Origin of the sequence: Sulfitobacter faviae (assembly GCF_029870955.1) — a bacterium.
Lineage (GTDB): Bacteria > Pseudomonadota > Alphaproteobacteria > Rhodobacterales > Rhodobacteraceae > Sulfitobacter > Sulfitobacter faviae.
In genome coordinates this window covers 402,779-423,777 of record NZ_PGFQ01000001.1, presented here as the reverse complement: position 1 = coordinate 423,777, position 20,999 = coordinate 402,779, and the positions used below count along the sequence as shown (strand labels likewise).

Genomic DNA, 20,999 nt, shown 5'->3' with positions numbered 1-20,999 from the left:
GTCGCCGCGCACCCTTGGCTTGTCAGTAGTTGTGTTTGCGGTGCGATGCGGCATCCGCAAAGATCCGCTTCATCGTCGCTTTCAGCCCCTCGGGGTTGCCGACGAGTGTGTGATCCCGGCAGACCCGTTCTGCCACGGCATGGGCGGTGGCAAAGTCATAGCCCACGGCCACGAGGCTATCCACGAAGACCGAGTTTGGCCGGTCCCAGATCACGTCGTTCCACGGGCCACGGTAGCAGCTGACGTGGATCACATTGCCCGTGGGATGGGCCACACCTTGGTTGTGATAGGCGTATTTCACACCCCCGCGAAAGCGGGCAGGGCAAGCAGGCCGGTGACGGCGGTGGCGAGTAGCGTTCTCATCATAAGTTGGTCCCCCAGTTCTCATTGCAGCAATCAAGATCGGCAAAGCCGCGCGAAGTCCCACCCTCGCGATCCGATGGAAAGAGGTTTAGGTCTAAAGGTGCGGTTTTCAAGAAGATTCAATGGCAGGGGCCGGTGTTTGCGAACAATCCCAGGTGCTTGCGTGGGATTGTCGCCAAGCCGTCTTCAATGGCCCGTTTTCGGCGGATCGGGGCAGGGTGAAATGGCCGCGCTCCGAAGCCCTTTTGCCGCTACCCCGCGGCGGATTCGTTGTAAGCCGCTAAGGTTCGGCCACAAAATGTTGATTTCACAGCTTCACAGCGAGACCGTTTTTACCTAACCTGACCCTATACTCAAAAGGCGCGGGTCCGGGGAGGGGTCGCATTTGCCAAAGATAAGAACCAGAAATTAGAATAGGACAAACGCTGTGGGACCCACTATTTCCAAAGCACTGCGCGCCATGGCCAGCCTGACGATGGCAGCGGCGCTGACCGTGGCCAGCACCTCGGTCGATGCGCAGACACCCTCGCAACAGGGCCGTGACAAGGGCGTTTACACGCCGACCATCTGGGTCGACCCGGATGGCTGTGAACATTGGGTTATGGATGACGGGGCCGAGGGCTATATGACCCCCCATGTCACCCGGCAGGGCATTCCGGTGTGCCGCCGCGGCGATGTCTGCGGCGTGATGGAGGCGGATCAGTTCTTTGCCACCGACAAATACAGCATCTCGCCGCAAGGTCGTGCGCGTCTGGCGAACTTCTTCCAATCGACCGGGGCGGTGTCCTACATCATCACCGGCCATACCGACAGCCGCGCGTCGGACGCCTATAACATGCGCCTGTCCTACAACCGGGCCAATGCCGTGGCGCGCATCGCCAATCAAGTGGGTGCCAAGATCGCCGATGTGCGGGGCTATGGCGAACGGATGCCCGCCGTGCCGAACAATTCCGCTGCGAACATGGCCAAGAACCGCCGTGTCGAAATCATCTGCATTCGCTGAAGGGACCGTAAAAGTGATTAAGACGAAACTTCTCATGGTCACAGCCTGTGCCGTCGGCCTTTCGGCCTGTACCGATTACGAAGGCGGTCTGGGCCGGGGCTACCCTTCGGACAAGACCTTTGACCGGGGCATCGACAAAAAGCACCTGAGCAACCTTCAGGCGGGCATCTGGGTCGATCCCAACGGTTGCGACCACTGGATCATCGACGACGGGGTCGAGGGCTATCTTTCGGCGCGGCTCGATAAATTCGGCAAGCCGGTCTGCTCGGGCGTGGCGCCACCGACACATACCGCGGGCCACTTCAAGGGTGGCTCCAACATCAAAGACCCGAACTGACCTTGGCGGGCCATATCACAGACCCCGGGCCGGAGCGCGTTGCGCTTCGGCCCTTTTTGTCGCGACGGGTTGGTAAATCGATCTGGTCTGACTATTTCAACATTTAGTGCTTCACAAAGGATACGCGCATTGCCTTCAACTGATCTGATGACACCGGAAACCGCGGCCGAACGGGTGGTGGAATTTCCCGACAACCGCCTTTTGATCGACCTCTGCGGCGCCTATGACGCGCATCTGGCGGCCATCGAAAAATCGCTTGAGGTGCAGATCATAAGGCGTGGCAACCACTTGCAAATTCTGGGCGAGGGCGAGGCTGTTGAGAAGGCCGAGAGCCTGCTCAATGCACTCTATGTCCGGCTGGAAAGTGGCCGCGCGGTTGAACCTGCGGATGTGGACGGGCTGCTGCGCATGGGCAACTCCGGCGCGGGCACCGGCGTGCGTCAGGGCGACCAGTTGGAGATGCCGATCTCGGACGCGATCGAGATCCAGACCCGCAAAAAACGGGTGGAGCCGCGCACCGATGCGCAGAAAGCCTATGTGCAATCGCTCTTCGACAACGAACTGGCTTTTGGCATCGGCCCTGCGGGCACCGGCAAGACCTATCTGGCTGTCGCCGTGGGCGTGTCGATGTTCATCGGCGGCCATGTGGATCGGATCATCCTCAGCCGCCCCGCGGTCGAGGCGGGCGAGAAGCTGGGCTACCTGCCGGGCGACATGAAAGACAAGGTCGACCCCTATATGCAGCCGCTCTACGACGCGCTGAACGACTTTTTGCCGAGCAAGCAATTGGCCAAACTGCTGGAGGAAAAGCGCATCGAGATCGCGCCGCTGGCCTTCATGCGGGGCCGCACGCTGTCGAACGCTTTCGTGGTGCTGGACGAAGCGCAAAACGCCACCTCGATGCAGATGAAGATGTTCCTGACCCGGCTGGGGCAGAACTCTCGCATGGTGATCACCGGCGACCGAACCCAGATCGACCTGCCGCGCGGGGTGCAGTCGGGGCTTCAGGATGCGGAGCGCTTGCTCAAGCAAATTCCCAGCATCAGCTTCAACTACTTCTCGTCCAAGGACGTGGTGCGCCATCCGCTGGTCGCCGCGATTATCGAAGCATATGAGGCCGATAGCGGTGCCGCTTGACGTGATGCTGGAAGATTTCGCCATCGTGATCGAAGACGACCGCTGGGCGGCGGTCGACCTTGAGGCGCGCGCCCATGCCGCGGCGCGGGCTACTCTGGGCCATCTCGGCCTTGATGCCGAAGCCGCTGAGATGACCCTGCTGGCCTGCAACGACAGCCGCATCGCCGCGCTGAACGAAGACTTTCGCGGCAAAGCGCGGGCGACCAATGTGCTGAGCTGGCCTGCGGAGGAACGCGGCGCGGTCACCCCGGGCGGCGATCCGCTGCCTGTCGCCCCCGGCATTGACGGGATGCTCGAACTGGGCGACATCGCCTTGGCTTTCGAGACCTGCGCCGCCGAAGCCGCGGCGGCGGAGAAGCCATTAGATGCCCATGTGACCCATTTAATCGTGCACGGGCTGTTGCATCTTCTGGGCTATGACCATGAAAATGACCCCGACGCGACGTTGATGGAGGGGTTGGAGCGCGAAATACTTGGCAAAATGGGTTATGATGACCCATATAAGGAAAATGGGCCTTGAGGGGCTTTGTAACACAGACGGGACCCAATGGGCGATACAGACGGATCATCTGACGCGGCGCAGAGCGCGCTGACAGATGAAGACAGACATGAGCAGCCGGATGATGGCGCGATGCGCACCGGTAATTTCTTTTCTCGGGTGTTCGAGGCGCTAAGCCCATCGGACAGCGAGGACGACACGCCAGAGACCTCGGCAGAGGCCGAGCGGCCCACGGGCCATGGCATGATGAACCTGCGCCGGATGCGGGTCGATGACGTGGCGATCCCAAAGGCGGATATCACCGCCGTGCCGGTCAGCGCCACGCTGGATGAGCTGGTCTCGGTCTTCAAGGAAAGCGGGATGACCCGCCTGCCGGTCTATGATGGCACGCTCGATACGCCCGTGGGCATGGTCCACCTCAAAGACCTGGCGCTAAACCACGGTTTCAACGGCAAAAACACCAAGTTCGATCTGCGCACCCTGCTGCGGCCCTTGGTCTATGTGCCGCCGTCGATGACCATCGGCGTGCTGCTCACCAAAATGCAGGCCGAGCGGCGGCATATGGCGCTGGTGATCGACGAATATGGCGGTGTCGACGGGCTGGTGACCATCGAAGACCTGATCGAACAGGTCATAGGTGAGATCGAAGACGAACATGACGTCGACGAGGGCACCTATTGGACGGTCGAAAAGCCCGGCACTTATCTGGCACTCGCCAAGACCCCGCTGGGGATTTTGAGGCTGAGATTGGCCATTCCCTGACCGATCATGAAACCGTCGACGAAGAAGAGATCGACACGCTTGGCGGCTTGGTCTTCATGCTGTCGGGCCGCGTGCCTGCGCGGGGCGAGGTGGTCTTGCACCCCGATGGGCCGGAGTTCGAGGTGATCGACGCCGACCCGCGCCGCATCAAACGGTTGCGGGTCCGCACCCAAGGGGCCGGGGATGAGGCAACGGCTGGCGATGCGGGGCCGGTTGCTGCTGGCCCCCTCGCCGGGGCCATCGCAGCCTTCGGGCAAGCGCCTTATGAACTGCCTATTCTGCTCTTTGCCGGGCTGGTGGCGGCGTTTTGGCTGTTTCGCGCGCAATCTGGCGGGCCAATGCGCGCGGCGCTTTTGGGCTGGGGCTTTGGCTTTGGCTATTTCCTGCATGCGCTGCAGTGGATCGTCTCGCCCTTCATGGTCGATGTGGCGCGGCATGGGTGGATGGCGCCTTTTGCGCTGATCCTGCTGGCCGCTGGCATGGCGCTGTTCTGGGGGCTGGCCTTTGGCCTCGCCCGTTGGATCGCGCCGAAGCGTGAGCTAGCGCTGGCGCTGACTTGGGCGGCGGTGGAACTGCTGCGGGCCTATATTTTCACGGGCTTTCCATGGGCCATGCCCGCTCAAGGACTGGTCGGCGTGATGGCGGGGCAGGGCCTTGCTTGGGTCGGCCCCTATGCGCTGAACCTCTGGCTATTCGCCATCGCCGCGATCTTGCTGCTGCGCGGCCCTTTGAGCCTGCGGTTGGGGCAGGGGGCGTTGGCCTTCTCGACGGTGCTGCTGTTGCTGCTGCCCCCGCAAGCGACGCCCGCGGTGCTGACCGAGAACGTGGTGCGTTTGGTGCAGCCCAATGCCGCGCAACGCGACAAGTGGAACCCCGATACCTTTGAATTCTATTTCTCCCGCCAGCTCGACTACACCGCCGCCGCGCCGCAGGACAAAGGCGCCGCCCCCGATCTGGTGATCTGGCCCGAGACCGCGATCCCATGGTCGTTGGACATGGCGGGGAGCGCCTTGGATGAGATCGGCGCAGCCTCGGACGTGCCGGTGGTGCTGGGCGTGCAGCGTCGGTCGAACATGCGCTATTACAACTCGCTTGTTGTGTTGGACGAAGGCGGCGCGGTCGATCAGCTTTATGACAAACATCACCTCGTGCCCTTTGGCGAATATATGCCTTTGGGCGATCTGATGGCGCGTTTCGGGATCCACGGCCTCGCCGCGCAGGAGGGGAACGGTTTTTCCAGCGGGCCGGGCGCGCAGGTTTTGGATCTGGGGCCGCTCGGCGCCGCATTGCCGTTGATTTGCTACGAGGCCGTCTTTGCCCATGACGTGAACGCCGCGCCAGCGCGGCCCGCTTTCCTGATGCAGGTCACCAATGACGCATGGTTCGGCAAGGCCGCAGGCCCGCGCCAGCATCTGGCCCAAGCGCGGATGCGCGCGATCGAGCAGGGGTTGCCCATGGCCCGGGCGGCCAATACCGGGATCTCGGCGATGATTGACCCGCAGGGGCGGGTGATCGCTTCGCTGCCGCTCAATTCCGCAGGCTTCATCGACGCGCCGCTGCCGGCGCCACTGGCGCCCACGCTCTACAGCCGCAGCGGTGATTTGCCTTTGATCCTGCTTCTGACCCTCTGCCTTGCCGGGCTTGCCGTGGCCCGCCGTCGCAGCCCGGGAATGCCGATTGACCATCCACCAGCGGTTGTCTAAGCCGTTGGGAGAGCACCACAACGGCTTCCTGACGTGGTGCGTAATTTTTATTGGAGCACTACATGTCCCGTCAGAACTATACTTTCACTTCGGAATCCGTTTCCGAGGGGCACCCGGATAAGGTCTGCGACCGGATTTCCGATGCCATCCTCGACGCTTTCATCAGCGAGGAACCCGAAGCGCGGGTCGCCGCCGAAACCTTTGCCACCACCAACCGCGTCGTGATCGGGGCGAGGTCGGGCTGGCCAACAAGACCAAGCTCGATGAATATCTGGCGGGTGTCGAGGATATCGCCCGCGCCTGCATCAAAGACATCGGTTACGAGCAGGATGAGTTCCACCACGCGACATGTGAGATCACCAATCTGCTGCACCCGCAGTCGGCGCATATCGCCCAAGGCGTCGATGCCTCCGATGGCAAGGAAGAGGGCGCAGGCGATCAGGGCATCATGTTCGGTTTTGCCACCGATGAGACGCCCGAGTTGATGCCCGCGCCGATCCACTACGCCCATGCGATCCTGCGCCGTCTGGCCGAGGTGCGCAAAGACGGGACCGAGCCGACCCTGCGGCCCGATGCGAAAAGCCAACTCTCGGTGCGTTACGAGAACGGCAAACCGGTGGGCGTAAGCTCCATCGTGCTGTCGACGCAGCATGAGAGCGAAAGCCAGACCAGCGCCGATATCCGCGAGATCGTGGAGCCCTATATCCGTGAGGTGCTGCCCGAGGGGTGGATCGACGCCGACACCGTCTGGCACGTGAACCCCACCGGCGTTTTCGTGATCGGCGGGCCGGATGGCGACGCGGGCCTCACCGGGCGCAAGATCATCGTCGATACCTATGGCGGGGCCGCACCGCATGGCGGCGGCGCGTTCTCGGGCAAAGACCCAACCAAGGTCGACCGTTCGGCGGCCTATGTGGCGCGCTATCTGGCCAAGAACGTCGTGGCGGCAGGGCTGGCGAACAAATGCACCATCCAGTTGAGCTATGCGATTGGCGTGAGCGAGCCGCTGTCGATCTATTGCGACACCCATGGCACCGGTGACGTGCATGACGCGGCGATCGAAAAGGCGATCCGCCAGATCATTGACCTGACCCCGCGCGGCATTCGTGAGCATTTGCAGTTGAACAAGCCGATCTACCAGCGCACGGCGGCCTATGGCCACTTTGGCCGCGCGCCCGACGCGGATGGCGGTTTCAGCTGGGAGCGCCGCGATCTGGTCGATCAGTTGAAAACGGCTGTGTAAGTATTGAGGGGGTGGGCGACAGCGCCCACCCTTTTCGCAGCGGGGTTAGCCCCGTTTCGCCTCGACCAAGGCCACGGCGGCGGCCACCGCATCTTCGATCGCCATTTCCGTTGTGTCGATCTGTTTGGCGTCCTCGGCGGGTTTCAGCGGCGCTTGGTCCCGGCTCATGTCGCGCAGGTCGCGCTGGCGTACATCTTCCAACACATCTTCATAGCTGGTCTCGATCCCCTTGCCCGACAGTTCGGCGAAACGGCGCTGTGCGCGCACTTCGGGGCTGGCGGTGATGAAGAGTTTGACCGGCGCGTCGGGGCAGATCACCGTGCCGATGTCGCGCCCGTCGAGCACCGCGCCGCCCGCGCGGGTGGCAAAGCTGCGCTGGAACCGCACAAGGGCGGCACGCACTGCGGGGATCACCGCCACTTTGCTGGCCTCTTGGGCCACCTCGGGGCTGCGCAGAGTAGGGTCTTCCAGATCGACGGGGGCGAGGGTCTGGGCCGCTTCCTCGGGGTCCATCCCGGTGAGGGTCTTGGCCGCGACCGCGCGGTACAAAAGCCCGGTGTCGAGATGCGCAAAGCCGAAATGCGCCGCCACCGCCTTGGCCACGGTGCCTTTGCCCGCAGCGGCGGGGCCGTCGATGGCAACGGTGATGCCGTTGGTTCTGTTATCTGTCATTGCAAATTCCTTTTGTTCCGGGCCCGTAGGCCAAGCAGCAGGGCCGCCGTGAAACAGCCCGCCAGTATCACCCATTTCGCCTTTGTGAACAGGCTCGCCGTTGCGACGGCCTGTGCGGTGATCCGGTCCGGCCCCAATTCGACCAGCCGCCCGATCAGCATGTTTTCGGTGTAATCCGCCCCCAGATATAGTGCCACGGCCAGCGTCAGCCCCAGCCGCAGCCCGCCCGACGACCAGCGCCGGAACCACAGCAGCAGGGCAAGCGCCAAGAGGGCAGGAAACGCGGTGTCGGCCAGCCGGAACTGGCCGAGATACAGCGCCGTCTGTTCGGGGCTGAGTGCTGACAGATAGGCGCGCGCCCCGGGCAGATCATAGCCCAGAAGCCGCCCGTCCAAGACGCCCATGCCCGCCGCGCGCAGATCTGTCTCGGCAAAGCCCGCAAGGGCTGCAAAGGCCAGTGCAGCGCAAAGGCTGAGCCAGATCAGCCGGTTGCCTGTCACGCAGGCAACCGTTCGACCTGTGCACCCAAAGAGGCCATCAGCGGCTCGAAAATCGGGAAGGAGGTGGCGATGGGCCCGCCATCGTCCACCTGCACCGGCTGTTGTGCGACCATGCCAAGGATCAGGAACGACATGGCGATACGGTGGTCGAGATGGCTTTGGCAGGTCGCACCCCCGGGGATATTGCCATGGCCCAGCCCTTTGACAGTCCACCAATCCGGCCCGTCTTCGACCGCGACCCCATTGGCGCGCAGGCCGCTGGCCATGGCCTCGATCCGGTCGCTTTCCTTGACGCGGAGTTCCTTGACGCCGCGCATCACGGTCTCGCCCGTCGCACAGGCTGCAACGACAGAGAGCACGGGGTATTCGTCGATCATGCTCGCCGCACGTTCGGGGGGACTTCGATCCCCTTGAGGTTGGGCGAGAACTTTGCGCGCAGGTCGGCCACAGGCTCGCCGCCCTCGGTACGTTCGTTTTCATACGTCAGATCCGCGCCCATTTCGCGCAGGGTGGTGAACAGCCCTGCGCGGGTCGGGTTCAACCCGATGCCCGGCACCAGCACGTCCGAGCCGGGCACGATCAGCGCGGCGCAAACCGGGAAAGCGGCGGAGGAGGGGTCGCGCGGCACGTCGATATGCTGCGGCTTCAACTCGGGCTGGCCGGTCAGGGTGATGACGCGGCCCTCGTCGGTCTCTTCAACCGTGATCTCGGCGCCAAAGCCCGCCAGCATCCGTTCGGTATGGTCGCGGGTGGCTTCGGCCTCGATCACCACGGTTTTGCCCGGCGCATTCAGCCCCGCCAGCAGCACCGCGGATTTCACCTGCGCGGAAGGCACGGGCACGGTGTAGCGCACCGGCACAGGCTCGGCGGCGCCGACCAGTGTCATCGGCAGGCGGCCCCCGGCGCGGCCCACGGATTGCGTGCCAAACAGCGCCAGCGGATCGGTCACCCGCGCCATCGGGCGGCTGTTGAGGCTGGCATCGCCCGTGAAGGTCACGCTGATCGGAGAGGTCGCCATCGCCCCCATCAACAGCCGCACACCAGTGCCGGAATTGCCGCAATCGATCACATTGTCCGGCTCGGCAAAGCCGCCGACGCCCACGCCATGCACGGAATAGGAACCGCCGCCGTGGTCGACCACCTCGGCCCCGAAAGCGCGCATGGCTTTGGCGGTGTCGAGCACGTCTTGCCCCTCCAAAAGCCCGGTGATCGTGGTCTCGCCCACAGCCATAGCGCCAAGGATCAGGCTGCGGTGCGAGATCGACTTGTCGCCGGGCACTTCGGCGGTGCCGCTAAGCGGCCCGCAGGCGCGCGATGACATGGGAATGGGGCTGCCGTGACTGGACATGAGGTACCTCTGATCTGCTCAAGGTTCCTATTATCGCAGGCGGGCGGCAGCGTCCATCGCCGCGCGTGCGATGGATTGGAAACGGGGTGGTATCAGCTGCAAATACTTAGCGTTTGCGAAAGGTCAGGTAATGCGGGGTGCGCCCTTCGCGCAGCGCCTTTTGCTCATAGCGGGTCGAAATCCAGTCATCCCAAGGCGCGCGCCAATCGTCAGGCCCTTCGGCCAGCCAATCAAACCCATGCTGCGGCACCTGTTCGAGCGTCTGGCGAACGTAGTCTTCGATATCCGTCGCCACGCGGAAGATCGCGCCGGGTTTCAACACGCGGGCCAAGGGCTCCAGATGCTCGGGCGTGACAAAACGGCGGCGGTGGTGACGGGTTTTCGGCCAAGGATCGGGATAAAGCAGGAACGCCCGGTCGATGGAGGCTTCGGGCAGCACGTCGAACATATCGCGCACGTCACCGGGATGAATGGCGAGGTTGTCCACGCCCGCGCGCCGGATTTTGCCCAGCAACATCGCGACGCCGTTGATATAGGGCTCGCAGCCGATGATGCCCACATCGGGGTTCTGCCCGGCCTGATGCACCAGATGCTCACCGCCGCCAAAGCCGATTTCCAGCCAGACCTTGCGCCCGCCAAACAGCGTATCGAGGTCGAGGGGCCTACGGTCGGGATTGCTCTCCCAATCGACGGCCCCCGGCGACAATGCGTCGAGGTCTTCGTCAATATAGGTCTTTTGCGACTTCTTCAGCGCTTTGCCTTTGAGGCGGCCATAGAAGTTGCGGCGGGGGCGTGTTGTATCACTCATGGCGGCTCATGTAGCGGCCCCGCCGCGCCACCGCAACATTCCTCTGCAAGGCTGGCGGCGAATAGGGGCGGGTTAACCATTTGTTAGGCTCCGTGGGTCTAAATGCCGAGGCAAAGCAGGGGGACGGCTGATGAGCGTGGCAAGGCGCGGAAGCGGTGCAGGCGATAGGGCGGATGGCGCGGCGGGGCCTTTGGCGGCGGCGCGTATCCTGATCGTCGATGACCAGCGCTTTGATCGGATGCGGATCAAACGGCTCTGCGGTGGCTTGGACTTTCCGGTTTCTTTGACCGAGGCAGAGAGCGTCGCCGCCCTTGCTCAGCAGTTGGATGAGGGGGCGTTTGACCTCATCTTGCTGGACTACAACCTGCCCGATGGGGATGGCCTGCGCGGCTTGCAGATGATCCGCGCCCACCCGCGCAACGGCGGTGTGGCCACGGTGATGGTCACCGGGACGGAGCAGAGCGACGTCGCAATCGAAGCGCTGCGCGGCGGCTGTAGTGACTATATCGCCAAGGATGAACTCTCGCAAAGCACGCTGAGGCGTTCCGCCTTTCACGCGCTTCACAAGACCGCGCTGCAACTGGGCGTGGCCACGCAGGAGCAAAAACGGTCTGAACTGCGAAGCGTTCTACGGCGGTTCACCGAGGAATGCGCGCAGGATATCAAGCCGATGATGAATGAGAACATGCGCGCGCTATGCGCCTTGGACCGGTCGAACCCCGCCGCCGTGGCGGAGGCGTTGGGGAAGGTCGACTATACTTTCTTGCGTCTGTGGGAGTTTGTTGAGGACCTTGCCAGCTATCAAGGCAGTGACCTTGCCGAAGGCGATCTTGCCGATCCGCCGAAACCCGCGCCGGGGCTGGGCGCGGGCTGGGGCGGGTGAGCGGCAGGCTTACCGCGGCGGAGGCCGTGCAGATCGCTATGAAGAGGTTGCAGCGCCGCGATGGCCCTGATCAGTTGTGGTGCCCTCTATCCCCGGGCGTGCTATGGAACCCTTGCCCGGCAGAACCCCGCATATCCCCGGCCAGCACGCCATAGCCCTTGCAGGAGCGTCAAAATTCGCCTATACGCGCCTTGTCTAAGGGGCGGTTACAGCTTCGGACGCGATATAGCGGGCAGGGTCGGTACTAACCGGCCCTCTTTTGTTTGCGTTCGGCTGCGGGTCAACCGCTGTGCTTTTATGTCGGAGCTTCTCTGACAAGAACGGCACGGTGCCACCACAACGACCAATTGCAACTCCAGACCGGCGGAGACAACCGCGCGGCCAGAAACATTTGATAAGGATACGAAAAGCTACATGACTAAAGCAATGGACGAATTCGAAGCGCTTCTTAACGAAAGCTTTGAAATGGACACGCCCCAAGAGGGCACAGTCGTCAAAGGCAAGGTGATCGCTGTCGAAGCGGGCCAAGCCATCATCGACGTCGGCTACAAAATGGAAGGCCGCGTTGAGCTGAAAGAATTTGCTGATCCCGGCGAATCCCCCAAAATCGAAGTTGGCGACGAAGTCGAAGTTTTCCTTCGCCAAGTCGAAAACGCGCGTGGCGAAGCCGTCATCAGCCGCGAAATGGCCCGCCGTGAGGAAGCCTGGGATCGTCTGGAAAAAGCCTATGCCGCAGAAGAGCGTGTCGAAGGCGCGATCTTTGGCCGTGTCAAAGGTGGCTTCACCGTCGACCTCGGCGGCGCAGTTGCATTCCTGCCCGGCTCCCAAGTCGATGTGCGCCCCGTGCGCGACGCAGGCCCGCTCATGGGTCTCAAGCAGCCGTTCCAAATCCTCAAGATGGACCGCCGTCGTGGCAACATCGTTGTATCGCGCCGTGCGATCCTCGAAGAGTCCCGCGCCGAACAGCGTGCCGAAGTCATTGGCAACCTGACCGAAGGTCAGACCGTCGATGGTGTGGTCAAGAATATCACCGAATACGGTGCGTTTGTTGACCTTGGTGGTGTCGACGGCCTGCTGCACGTCACCGACATGGCATGGCGCCGCGTGAACCACCCGTCCGAGATCCTGTCGATCGGCGAGACCATCAAGGTTCAGGTCATCAAGATCAACAAAGAGACCCACCGCATCAGCCTCGGCATGAAGCAGCTGCAGGAAGATCCGTGGGATCTGGTTGGCGCGAAATACCCGCTGGGTTCCGTGCACAGCGGCCGCGTGACCAACATCACCGACTACGGCGCATTCGTCGAGCTGGAGCCCGGTGTCGAAGGTCTGGTCCACGTCTCCGAGATGTCCTGGACCAAGAAGAACGTGCACCCCGGCAAGATCGTCTCCACTTCGCAAGAAGTCGAAGTCATGGTTCTGGAAATCGACAGCGCCAAACGTCGCGTTTCCCTTGGTCTGAAGCAGACCATGCGCAACCCATGGGAAGTCTTTGCTGAGACCCACCCCGAGGGCACCGAGGTCGAAGGCGAAGTCAAGAACATCACCGAATTCGGTCTGTTCGTTGGCCTGCCCGGTGACATCGACGGCATGGTTCACCTCTCCGACCTCAGCTGGGACCAGCGCGGCGAAGAAGCCATCCAAGACTACCGCAAAGGTGACGTGGTTCAGGCCGTTGTCTCCGAAGTGGACGTCGAGAAGGAGCGCATCTCGCTGTCGATCAAGAACGTCGGCGGTGACAAGTTCGCCGAAGCCGTGGGCGGCGTGAAGCGCGGCTCGATCGTGACCGTGACCGTGACCTCCATCGAAGATGGCGGCATCGAAGTCGAATACGAAGGCATGAAGAGCTTCATCCGTCGTTCCGACCTCAGCCGTGACCGTGCCGAACAGCGCCCGAGCGTTTCTCGGTCGGTGACAAGGTCGACGTGCGCATCACCAACGTCGACGCGAAAGCACACCGTCTGGGCGTCTCCATCAAGGCACGCGAGATCGCGGAAGAGAAAGAGGCGGTACAGCAGTACGGTTCCTCCGACTCCGGCGCGAGCTTGGGCGACATCCTTGGTGCGGCGCTGAAAGGCGACGACGAGTAAGCATATTCCACGTTGAATATGTGACCTTAGCGAAGGCCCCGCATGGCGACATGCGGGGCCTTTTGCTGTTCCGGGGGCGGGGTCGAATCGCGAAGCGGGTTTTAGCCCTTATGCCCAATCCCTACGCGCCTTGGCCTTCAGCGGCGGCAGGCGGCGGAAAAGGGCCGAAATAACAGGGGTTTCGCTGCGAAAAATCTATCGCGGCGCTGGTGGAACACCTTCCCGTGTGGGGCGTTATTTCCTATAGTCGGGTAAGACATCAATAAATTCTCGGGGGACGTGCCATGATCCGGTCGGAACTGATCCAGAAGATCGCTGACGACAATCCGCATCTTTATCAACGTGATGTTGAGCGGATCGTAAACACGGTCTTTGATGAGATCACGGGCGCCATGGCGCGTGGGGACCGGGTCGAATTGCGCGGCTTCGGTGCTTTTTCCGTTAAGAAACGCGATGCCCGAGTGGGGCGCAACCCGCGCACCGGTGAGACGGTGAATGTCGAAGAAAAGCATGTGCCCTTCTTCAAGACGGGCAAGCTCTTGCGTGACCGGCTGAACGGGAAAAGCTGATGCGTTACATTCGTTATGCCTGCATCGCGCTTTTCGCGATTGCGCTGGTTTCCGTTGCTCTGGCGAACCGGAACATCGTGACACTTCAAGTGCTTCCGACCGAGATTTCAGGTTGGTTTGCCGTGAACCCCTCTATCGAACTGCCGCTCTTTATCGTGATCCTTGGCGGGATCATCGTAGGGCTTTTGGTGGGCTTCGTTTGGGAATGGATCCGCGAACACGGCCACCGGGCCGAACTGGCGCGGCAGGCACGCGAGCGGCGCCGGTTGGAGCGTGAGGTGATCCGCCTCAAGGAAGAGAAGCATCAGGGCAAGGATGAGGTGCTGGCGCTGCTCGACGAAGCAGGCTAAACCCCACCCATGCCTGAGAACGTTAACGTAAAAATCTGCGGTCTGACCGACCCTGCCGATGTGCCCGCCGCCCTTCTGGCGGGCGCACGCACGCTGGGGTTCGTCTTTTTCGAAAAATCCCCCCGCCATCTGTCGCTGGAGGCCGCGGCGCATATGACCGAGGCGGTGCCTGACGGCATTTGCAAGGTCGCGCTGACCGTCAATGCCGACGATGCGGCGCTGGATGCGCTGCTGGCCGCGGTGCCCTTTCTGGACATGCTACAGCTGCACGGCAGCGAAAGCCCGGCGCGGGTGGCCGAGGTCAAGGCGCGCTATGGACTGCCGGTGATGAAAGCCGTCGGCGTGGCCGATCGCGATGATCTGGCGCTGCTGAACGACTATGTCACCGTCGCGGATCAGCTTTTGCTCGATGCCAAACCACCCAAGGATGCCGTGCTGCCGGGGGGCAACGGGCTGGCCTTTGACTGGCGGCTAATCGCCGGGCGGCGCTGGCCGAAGCCTTGGATGCTCGCCGGGGGGCTGAACGCCGAGAATGTGGGGGAGGCGATTGCCCTCACCGGGGCGCGACAGGTTGATGTCTCTTCGGGGGTTGAGAGCGCGCCGGGGATGAAGGATGCCGAACGCATCCGCGCCTTCTGCGAAGCGGCGCTGAAGTAAGACCTTCTAGTTCAAAGAAAAAAGGCCCGGTGGCGATGCCCCGGGCCTTTGTCGTTCTGGTGCCGTAACTGGCGATTAGATCGATTGATCGTAATCGCCCACGCCCGGCTCTGTGCGGATCACCGCATCGATATCAGCGAAGATCGCGCGCATTTCCGCGTCAGATTCGGGGCTTTCGCAGACCACGACGAGGTTCGGCGTGTTGGAGGAAGCCCGCACGAGGCCCCAGCCGCCGTTGTCCAGCATGACGCGCGCGCCATTGACGGTAATGACCTCGGCAATCGCGCGGCCGCCGATCTTGTCCCCGGCCTCGGCCTTGGCGGTGAGCTTTTGCACGATCCGGTCGAGGATGGCGTATTTCTCGGTGTCCGAGGCATAGGGCGACATGGTGGGCGTCGAATAGGTCTGGGGCAGGGCGCGGCGCAGGTCCGACATGGATTTGTCGGGGTTGCGGTCCATCAACTTGCAGATTTCCACCGCGACGCGCATGCCGCAGTCATAGCCCCGGCCAATCGGCTCGGCCAAGAAATAGTGGCCGGACTTTTCGAAGCCCGCCAGCGCGCCCAGTTCTTTGACACGGCGTTTCATGTGGCTGTGGCCGGTTTTCCAATAGTCCGCCTTGGCCCCGTGCTTCTGCAACTCAGGGTCCGAGGCGAAGAGCCCGGTGGATTTCACATCCGCGACGAAGGTGCTGGTTGGGTGCAGTTTGGCCAGATCGCGGGCCATGATGACACCCATCTTATCGGCGAAGATCTCTTCGCCCTCGTCATCCACCACGCCGCAGCGGTCCCCGTCACCGTCGAAACCGAGCGCCAGATCAGCGCCGGAGGCGCGGACGCTGTCAGCCATGTCATGTAGCATCTCCATGGCTTCGGGGTTCGGGTTGTAATGGGGGAAGGTGTAGTCGAGCGTGTTGTGGCTATCGACGACCTCGACCCCCAAGCGGCGGAACAATTCGGGCGCGAAGGCCGATGCGGTGCCATTGCCGGTGGCGCAGACGACCTTCAGTTTGCGGGTCATCTTGAAGTCACCGACAAGGTCATCCAGATAGGCTTCGCGCACGCCCTCGACGAACTCGTAGGCCCCGCCCGGACGCCGTTCACCACGGCCATTCAGGACGATGTCGCGCAGTTCGGCCATCTCGTCGGGGCCGTGGGTCAGGGGGCGTTGGAAGCCCATTTTGACGCCGGTCCAGCCGTTCGGGTTGTGGCTCGCCGTGACCATGGCAACGGCGGGGGCATCGAGGTGGAACTGAGCGAAATAGGCCATTGGGGAAAGCGCCGGGCCGATATCCTTGACCGTGATCCCGGCCTGCATCAGCCCCAGCATCAGCGCGTTTTTGATCGAGAGCGAATAGTCGCGATAGTCATTGCCCACGGCGATGACAGGCTCAATCCCACGCGCATGCATCTGCGTGCCAAGCCCAAGGCCAAGGGCGGTGATGCCGGGCAGGTTAATGTCATCGGGGTATTTCCAACGCGCGTCATATTCGCGAAAACCTGTCGGGGTGATCATCGCATCGCGCAGAAATTCCCAAGTGTTCGGGGTCACGGTGGAGGCCGGTTTACTCACGTCAAATACTCGCTTTTTAAGATAAATTTAGAAAGTCAGCGGATGGCTTTTGGCCAGCGCGTCGAATTGCATCAGCAGGTTGATCAGCCCCGGCATCTGGTCGAGGTAGATCATATTGGGCCCGTCGCTAGGCGCGCGGTCGGGGTCTTCGTGGGTTTCCATGAAGATCGCCGCAACGCCGATGGCGGCAGCACCGCGGGCCATGACCGGGGCAAACTCACGCTGGCCGCCCGAAGAGCCGCCCTTGCCGCCGGGCTGGGCGACGGAATGGGTCGCGTCCATCACCACCGGGTAGCCGGTCTGAGCCATCTGCGGCAGGCTGCGCATGTCGGCAACCAGCGTGTTGTAGCCAAAGGTGGTGCCGCGTTCGGTCAGCAGGATGTTGCGGTTCCCGGTGCTTTCGATCTTGTCGACGATGTTCTGCATTTCCCAAGGGGCGAGGAACTGACCCTTCTTCACGTTCACCGCCTTTCCGGTCTCCCCGGCGGCGAGCAGCAGGTCGGTTTGGCGGCAGAGGAAGGCGGGGATTTGCAACACGTCGACCACGTCACCGGCCTGCGCGCATTGCGCCTCATTATGCACATCCGTCAGCACCGGCACTTCATTGGCGCGGGCCACAGATTGCAGGACTTGCAGCCCCTTTTCGATGCCCAAACCGCGTTTGCCCGAGAGGGAGGTGCGGTTGGCCTTGTCATAGCTGCCCTTGAAGATGAACTGCGCGCCTGCGGCGTCACATGCCTCTTTCAACACCCCGCGACCATCTGCGCGTGGTCTTCGCTCTCCAACTGGCAGGGGCCAGCGATCACGGTGAGGGGACGATCATTGCCGACGGTCAGATTGCCAATGCGCAGCTGGGTCATGAAGTTACCTGTTCTCTTAGAATGGACGCTGTCAGAGACAACATCAGGTAGATGCCTGCAAAGATAAGGAAAGCCAATATCGTGTTTTCGAACTTGCGGGGGTAGGTCGCCTCGTCCGGGGCCACGGGGTTGACCGCCACGGTGAGGTAGCGAACCTGCCGCCCGGCCTCGGTTCGGGCCTGTTCCATTGCGGTTTGCGCGCTTTGCAGCACCATGTCGGCAGAGGCCAGATCGGCCTGCGCAAGCTGGGCGGCGACCGCCTGTTGCGCCAGCGAGTTTTCGCCTTCGTTGGCGGCGGTCATCCGCTCACGCAGTTTGGTGAGCTGCTCGCGTAGCCGTCGCACATCCCCGCGCGCGCCATCGACCTTGGCTTGGTTCGGGCGCTGGTTGTCGAGCAGGGCGGCGAGTTCAAGTTCCTTTTCGATCAACAGGGTCTCGTAATTGGTGATCTGCGTGCGGATCGAGGCGATCATCGCCTCGGGGTCGACGTTGTTGTCGACCTGCAATTTGATCAGCGCCTCCTGCGCTGCGCGGCGGTTCTCCAGCGCCGTTTCATAACCCTCCAGCGCGTCGCGCATGCCGTCTTCGCGCTTTTGCTTGCTCAGGTCATTCACCCGCTCTTCGGCATAGGTCAGCAGACGTTTCGAGAATTCTTCCGAGACCTCGGGATCGGCGGCGATCACCTCCATCCGGATCACGCCTTCGGTCGGGTCGTAACCGATTTTGACGTTCTTCTTGTAGGACTTATAGGCTTCTTCGTTGCTGGGGTTTTCCGAAAGCCGTTGGATGGCGTCGATCTCAGGGTCGGCGAAATGGGCGCGAAACCCTGCGTCTTCGTCGAGCCGCAGCATCGCGTCTTTCGATTGCAGATAGGCCTGCGTGGCGATGCTGTCGGCGCTATTGGCGAATTGCGTGGGCAGCAGCCCGCCAAAGGGGCTGGAGCCGCCGCCACCCTCGTTCTGAATGATCAGAAACTGGCTTTCGGTGGCATACATCGGTGTGGCGATTTTGTAGAAATAATAACCCGCGGCGATGGTCGGCAGCATGACGAAAAAGGCCAGCCGGACCAGCAGCATGGCCGCTTTGCGGCGGCGGCGGCGGGTGATGTCGCGCTGAATGTCCGAGATCTCGCGCTGTCGACGTTCGGCGGGGCTGACATCGGTCGAGGGCAGACCGCGCGGGCCGCGGGGCGTGGTCTGGGGCAGTTGCACCTTTGGATCGCCGGGCTGGCCGCGGGTGGCGGGCAGGCCGCTGTCCGCCGGATCGCCCGATTGCGGGACCACGAGTTCCAGCATGTTGGACCGTTGAAACGGGTCGATCCCCTTGGCGCGCAAAAGGCGCACCGCGTCGAAATCCGAGGTCGGCGCCAGCCCGTGTTTCTGCGCTACGCGACGCGCCATGCGCAATTGGCGGCCTGTCAGCCCCTCGCGGCGGATCGCGTCAATGTCCTGCTCGGCTGAGACTTCATTGGCGGAAGACACCTCGCCCGAGCGGGCGCTTTCGGAGTGGGGGGCTTTGCCGCTGCGCGCAGCATGTTCCAAGGCTTCCTTGCTGTGCGAGGGTTCCACCTCGGTCGCATCGGCGACGGCGCGCAGCTTGGCCTTGCGCGCGGCCTTTTCGGCGTCCGTCTGGCCCGCTTGCGCCTTCTCGGTGCTGCTCGGCGCGGTGCTGCTGCCCGAGGGGGGCGGCGCCTTGCGGATGCGGAATTTTCTAGCCTTGGGTTTCGTAGTCATAGAGCTGTTTCGCTTCTTCCAAGGTGTCGAACATATGTAGCTTGCCGTCCAAAAGGACAGCGGCGGAGCGGGCAAATTTCTCAAGCGTATGGGCCTGATGCGAGACGATGATGATCGTGGTGGTCCGCAGCCGTTCTTTCAGAATATCACCCGCCTTGCGGTTGAATTCCACGTCTGTCGTGCCGGGCATGCCTTCGTCAATCAGATAGATATCAAAATCCAGCGCCAACATCAGCGCGAATGAGAAACGCGCCCGCATCCCGGCGGAATAGGTGCCGAGCGGCTGGTCGAAATATTCCCCCAAACCGCAGAGCCAGCGGCAAAAGCTTTCCACGTAATCGGGGTCAAGCCCATAGAGCCGCGCGATATAGCGGGCGTTCTCCATGGCTGAGACCTTGTTGACCACCCCGCCCATAAAACCCAAAGGAAACGAGATGTTACAGCCGCGCCTGATCTCACCTTCGTCGGGTTTTTCTAGCCCGGCCATCATGTTGATCAGGGTCGTTTTGCCGGTGCCGTTGGGGGCCAGAATGCCCAAGGAGTTGCCAAGCTCCACGCGAAAAGACACCCGGTCAAGAATGACCTTGTGCTGCGATCCCGTCCAAAAGGACTTGGACACATTTTCAAATTCCAGCATTCGCTGCTCCGGTTGGTGCTAAGCGGGGCGTCGCGGCGCCTCTGGTATCAGAGGTATCTTAACCGTTTATTCACGGAATTTGACCACAATATGTCGAAACGCGGGCGTTCGCTGGGGCAGGGCGCCGTGAGGGGCTGTTTGGTAACGGTAAAACCTGCTGCCCGCAGGACGGGTATCCTGCGGGGGAGGGGGCATAAGGGAAGGGCATATCGGCCCGCGCCCGCGCGGGGGTCAGTGCAGCGTGTGGGTGCTCTCGGTCGGGGCCATCTCGCCGATGTAGCTGACGTTCATCAAGGCCGCCTGCGTGCGGTCTCCGTCGATGTTTTGCACCGGGCCCACGGGCACGGCGCTCATCAAGCCGAGCCGGGTCATCCAGCGGCTGAAGGTGGCGGGCACGATGCCCAGAACATGGCTTGCGCCCATGGCATAGGCGGCACCGGCCATCTGGTTCATCAGCATACGTTGCACGGCAATGCGGCGTTGGGCGGGGACTGCGCTGGTCAGGAACAGGCGGGTGGCTTCCCAGATGTCGTCGCGCACGGGCGCTTTGAAAAACAGCACGTCCTGCGGAATGTCCGGCAGCATCCCCAGTTGCGCATCACGCAGCATGTAGCTGTATTGCGCGCAGGTCGAGGTGGTGGGCATTAGGCGCACGCCGCCCATGACCTCCCCATATTCATGCAAAACGATCCAACGCGCGCGGGGCGTGTCGTATTGGTCAAACTCCATCCCATCAACCTGAGGGAGATCCCATTGCTTGTCGTCGATGAAGATTCGGCGCCGCGCCCGGAGGAAGTTAACGAATAATTCCCCGTGCTGATGCATGTTCAAAAATGACAAAGTTGTGGCACGCATATAGGGGTTGGCCCGCGCAAGGGCTTCGGGGCTATAGGGATCAGTCTCTGTCGATTTGCTGCCAAGCAGCTTTCGCGGAAAGCGGTTGTTCTTTACTTCCAGCGCCTTAGCGTCCTGTGGCGTCAGTTCGGGAAGAACATCCTGCCAAGATTTTCCACTGAAGCTCCGTCCTTGCAGACTCATGTTGGACCTCGAAAATTCGCTGTAAAAATACCTCTTATCAAGAGGCTAACCTCTAGTTGCATGAAATGGCCATACTTATGTCCCATTTCCGGGTGTAGAAGGGAAGATGATCGCGTCTAACATGTGCTTCGATGCCTAAATGCAACATGTTAAGGGCGTTTGTCGGCAGAATGCCGGCATTCGAGCAGCCGACCGAAGAAAACGAGAGCGATGTCGCAGGAAAAAGTAACATACG

General features: G+C 62.1%; 17 protein-coding genes, 5 pseudogenes and 1 riboswitch. Of the genes and pseudogenes, 12 read left to right on the top strand and 10 right to left on the bottom strand.

Going from position 1 to position 20,999, the window contains the following annotated elements; all coding sequences use genetic code 11:
* Window positions 1-22 precede the first annotated feature (22 nt).
* The gene (locus CUR85_RS02225) at window positions 23-301 is read right to left on the bottom strand and encodes a hypothetical protein (protein WP_276155032.1); all 279 of its coding nucleotides are present in this window, start codon (window positions 299-301) and stop codon (window positions 23-25) included.
* Window positions 302-823: 522 nt separating this feature from the next.
* Here CUR85_RS02225 and CUR85_RS02220 point away from each other — a divergent pair.
* The 7 genes and pseudogenes from CUR85_RS02220 to metK all read left to right on the top strand — a co-directional run bounded on the left by CUR85_RS02220 (window position 824) and on the right by metK (window position 7,047).
* Window positions 824-1,366, top strand: coding sequence for an OmpA family protein (locus tag CUR85_RS02220; RefSeq protein ID WP_394376182.1), 543 nt, complete (start codon window positions 824-826; stop codon window positions 1,364-1,366).
* Window positions 1,367-1,379: 13 nt separating this feature from the next.
* Entirely contained in the window at window positions 1,380-1,703 is a 324-nt protein-coding gene (locus CUR85_RS02215; RefSeq protein WP_197470808.1) for a hypothetical protein, read from the top strand.
* Window positions 1,704-1,850: 147 nt separating this feature from the next.
* A complete protein-coding gene (locus tag CUR85_RS02210; RefSeq protein WP_067261409.1) occupies window positions 1,851-2,840 on the top strand; it encodes a PhoH family protein in 990 nt (329 codons plus the stop codon).
* Entirely contained in the window at window positions 2,815-3,360 is a 546-nt protein-coding gene (gene ybeY, locus CUR85_RS02205) for an rRNA maturation RNase YbeY (RefSeq protein ID WP_394376178.1), read from the top strand. The genes CUR85_RS02210 and ybeY overlap by 26 nt, the downstream gene beginning before the upstream one ends.
* A gap of 27 nt (window positions 3,361-3,387) precedes the next feature.
* Window positions 3,388-4,280 (top strand): annotated as a pseudogene (locus CUR85_RS02200) (hemolysin family protein); the annotation flags it as partial.
* Window positions 4,257-5,804 carry an apolipoprotein N-acyltransferase gene (gene lnt, locus CUR85_RS02195; protein WP_280322852.1) on the top strand — a complete coding sequence of 516 codons (1,548 nt, stop codon included), beginning with the start codon at window positions 4,257-4,259 and terminating at the stop codon, window positions 5,802-5,804. The pseudogene CUR85_RS02200 and the gene lnt, both read left to right, overlap by 24 nt.
* A 9-nt stretch (window positions 5,805-5,813) precedes the next feature.
* A riboswitch (SAM-SAH riboswitch) is annotated at window positions 5,814-5,862 on the top strand.
* A gap of 4 nt (window positions 5,863-5,866) precedes the next feature.
* Window positions 5,867-7,047: pseudogene (gene metK / locus CUR85_RS02190) on the top strand (methionine adenosyltransferase).
* A 45-nt stretch (window positions 7,048-7,092) separates the two neighbouring features.
* On the opposite strand, the gene CUR85_RS02185 reads toward metK, so the two are convergent.
* The 4 genes and pseudogenes from CUR85_RS02185 to trmB form a co-directional block, all read right to left on the bottom strand.
* Complete coding sequence (locus CUR85_RS02185; protein ID WP_067261415.1) at window positions 7,093-7,719, bottom strand: (d)CMP kinase; 627 nt, start codon at window positions 7,717-7,719, stop codon at window positions 7,093-7,095.
* Entirely contained in the window at window positions 7,716-8,219 is a 504-nt protein-coding gene (locus tag CUR85_RS02180; protein ID WP_067261417.1) for a hypothetical protein, read from the bottom strand. Before CUR85_RS02180 ends, CUR85_RS02185 begins: the two co-directional genes overlap by 4 nt.
* Window positions 8,216-9,567: pseudogene (gene aroA, locus CUR85_RS02175) on the bottom strand (3-phosphoshikimate 1-carboxyvinyltransferase). The gene CUR85_RS02180 and the pseudogene aroA overlap by 4 nt, the downstream one beginning before the upstream one ends.
* A gap of 106 nt (window positions 9,568-9,673) precedes the next feature.
* Window positions 9,674-10,375 (bottom strand): tRNA (guanosine(46)-N7)-methyltransferase TrmB, encoded by a 702-nt coding sequence (gene trmB, locus CUR85_RS02170; RefSeq protein WP_067261420.1) that lies wholly within the window; start codon window positions 10,373-10,375, stop codon window positions 9,674-9,676.
* Window positions 10,376-10,505: 130 nt separating this feature from the next.
* Between trmB and CUR85_RS02165 the strand changes: the two genes are divergently transcribed.
* The 5 genes and pseudogenes from CUR85_RS02165 (at window position 10,506) to CUR85_RS02145 (ending at window position 14,924) form a co-directional block, all read left to right on the top strand.
* Window positions 10,506-11,258: a response regulator gene (locus CUR85_RS02165; protein WP_067261422.1), complete on the top strand. Its 753-nt coding sequence runs from the start codon at window positions 10,506-10,508 to the stop codon at window positions 11,256-11,258.
* A gap of 426 nt (window positions 11,259-11,684) precedes the next feature.
* Window positions 11,685-13,348: pseudogene (rpsA, locus tag CUR85_RS02160) on the top strand (30S ribosomal protein S1).
* A gap of 284 nt (window positions 13,349-13,632) precedes the next feature.
* Complete coding sequence (gene ihfB, locus CUR85_RS02155; protein ID WP_067261426.1) at window positions 13,633-13,917, top strand: integration host factor subunit beta; 285 nt, start codon at window positions 13,633-13,635, stop codon at window positions 13,915-13,917.
* On the top strand, window positions 13,917-14,267 hold the full coding sequence (locus CUR85_RS02150) for a lipopolysaccharide assembly protein LapA domain-containing protein (RefSeq protein ID WP_067261428.1): 351 nt from the start codon (window positions 13,917-13,919) through the stop codon (window positions 14,265-14,267). The genes ihfB and CUR85_RS02150 overlap by 1 nt, the downstream gene beginning before the upstream one ends.
* A 9-nt stretch (window positions 14,268-14,276) precedes the next feature.
* Complete coding sequence (locus tag CUR85_RS02145; RefSeq protein WP_067261430.1) at window positions 14,277-14,924, top strand: phosphoribosylanthranilate isomerase; 648 nt, start codon at window positions 14,277-14,279, stop codon at window positions 14,922-14,924.
* Between the two features lie 75 nt (window positions 14,925-14,999).
* Here the strand turns inward: CUR85_RS02145 and CUR85_RS02140 are convergent, their stop codons facing one another.
* The 5 genes and pseudogenes from CUR85_RS02140 to CUR85_RS02120 form a co-directional block, all read right to left on the bottom strand.
* The gene (locus tag CUR85_RS02140) at window positions 15,000-16,496 is read right to left on the bottom strand and encodes a phosphomannomutase/phosphoglucomutase (RefSeq protein WP_067261431.1); all 1,497 of its coding nucleotides are present in this window, start codon (window positions 16,494-16,496) and stop codon (window positions 15,000-15,002) included.
* A 27-nt stretch (window positions 16,497-16,523) separates the two neighbouring features.
* A pseudogene (gene kdsA, locus CUR85_RS02135) lies at window positions 16,524-17,356 on the bottom strand (3-deoxy-8-phosphooctulonate synthase).
* Window positions 17,353-19,089, bottom strand: coding sequence for a KpsE/RkpR family capsule polysaccharide export protein (locus CUR85_RS02130; RefSeq protein ID WP_067261435.1), 1,737 nt, complete (start codon window positions 19,087-19,089; stop codon window positions 17,353-17,355). Before CUR85_RS02130 ends, kdsA begins: the two are co-directional and overlap by 4 nt.
* The gene (locus CUR85_RS02125; RefSeq protein ID WP_067261436.1) at window positions 19,067-19,726 is read right to left on the bottom strand and encodes an ABC transporter ATP-binding protein; all 660 of its coding nucleotides are present in this window, start codon (window positions 19,724-19,726) and stop codon (window positions 19,067-19,069) included. The genes CUR85_RS02130 and CUR85_RS02125 overlap by 23 nt, the downstream gene beginning before the upstream one ends.
* 231 nt (window positions 19,727-19,957) lie before the next feature.
* Complete coding sequence (locus CUR85_RS02120) at window positions 19,958-20,551, bottom strand: acyl-homoserine-lactone synthase (RefSeq protein ID WP_271693841.1); 594 nt, start codon at window positions 20,549-20,551, stop codon at window positions 19,958-19,960.
* Window positions 20,552-20,999 lie beyond the last annotated feature (448 nt).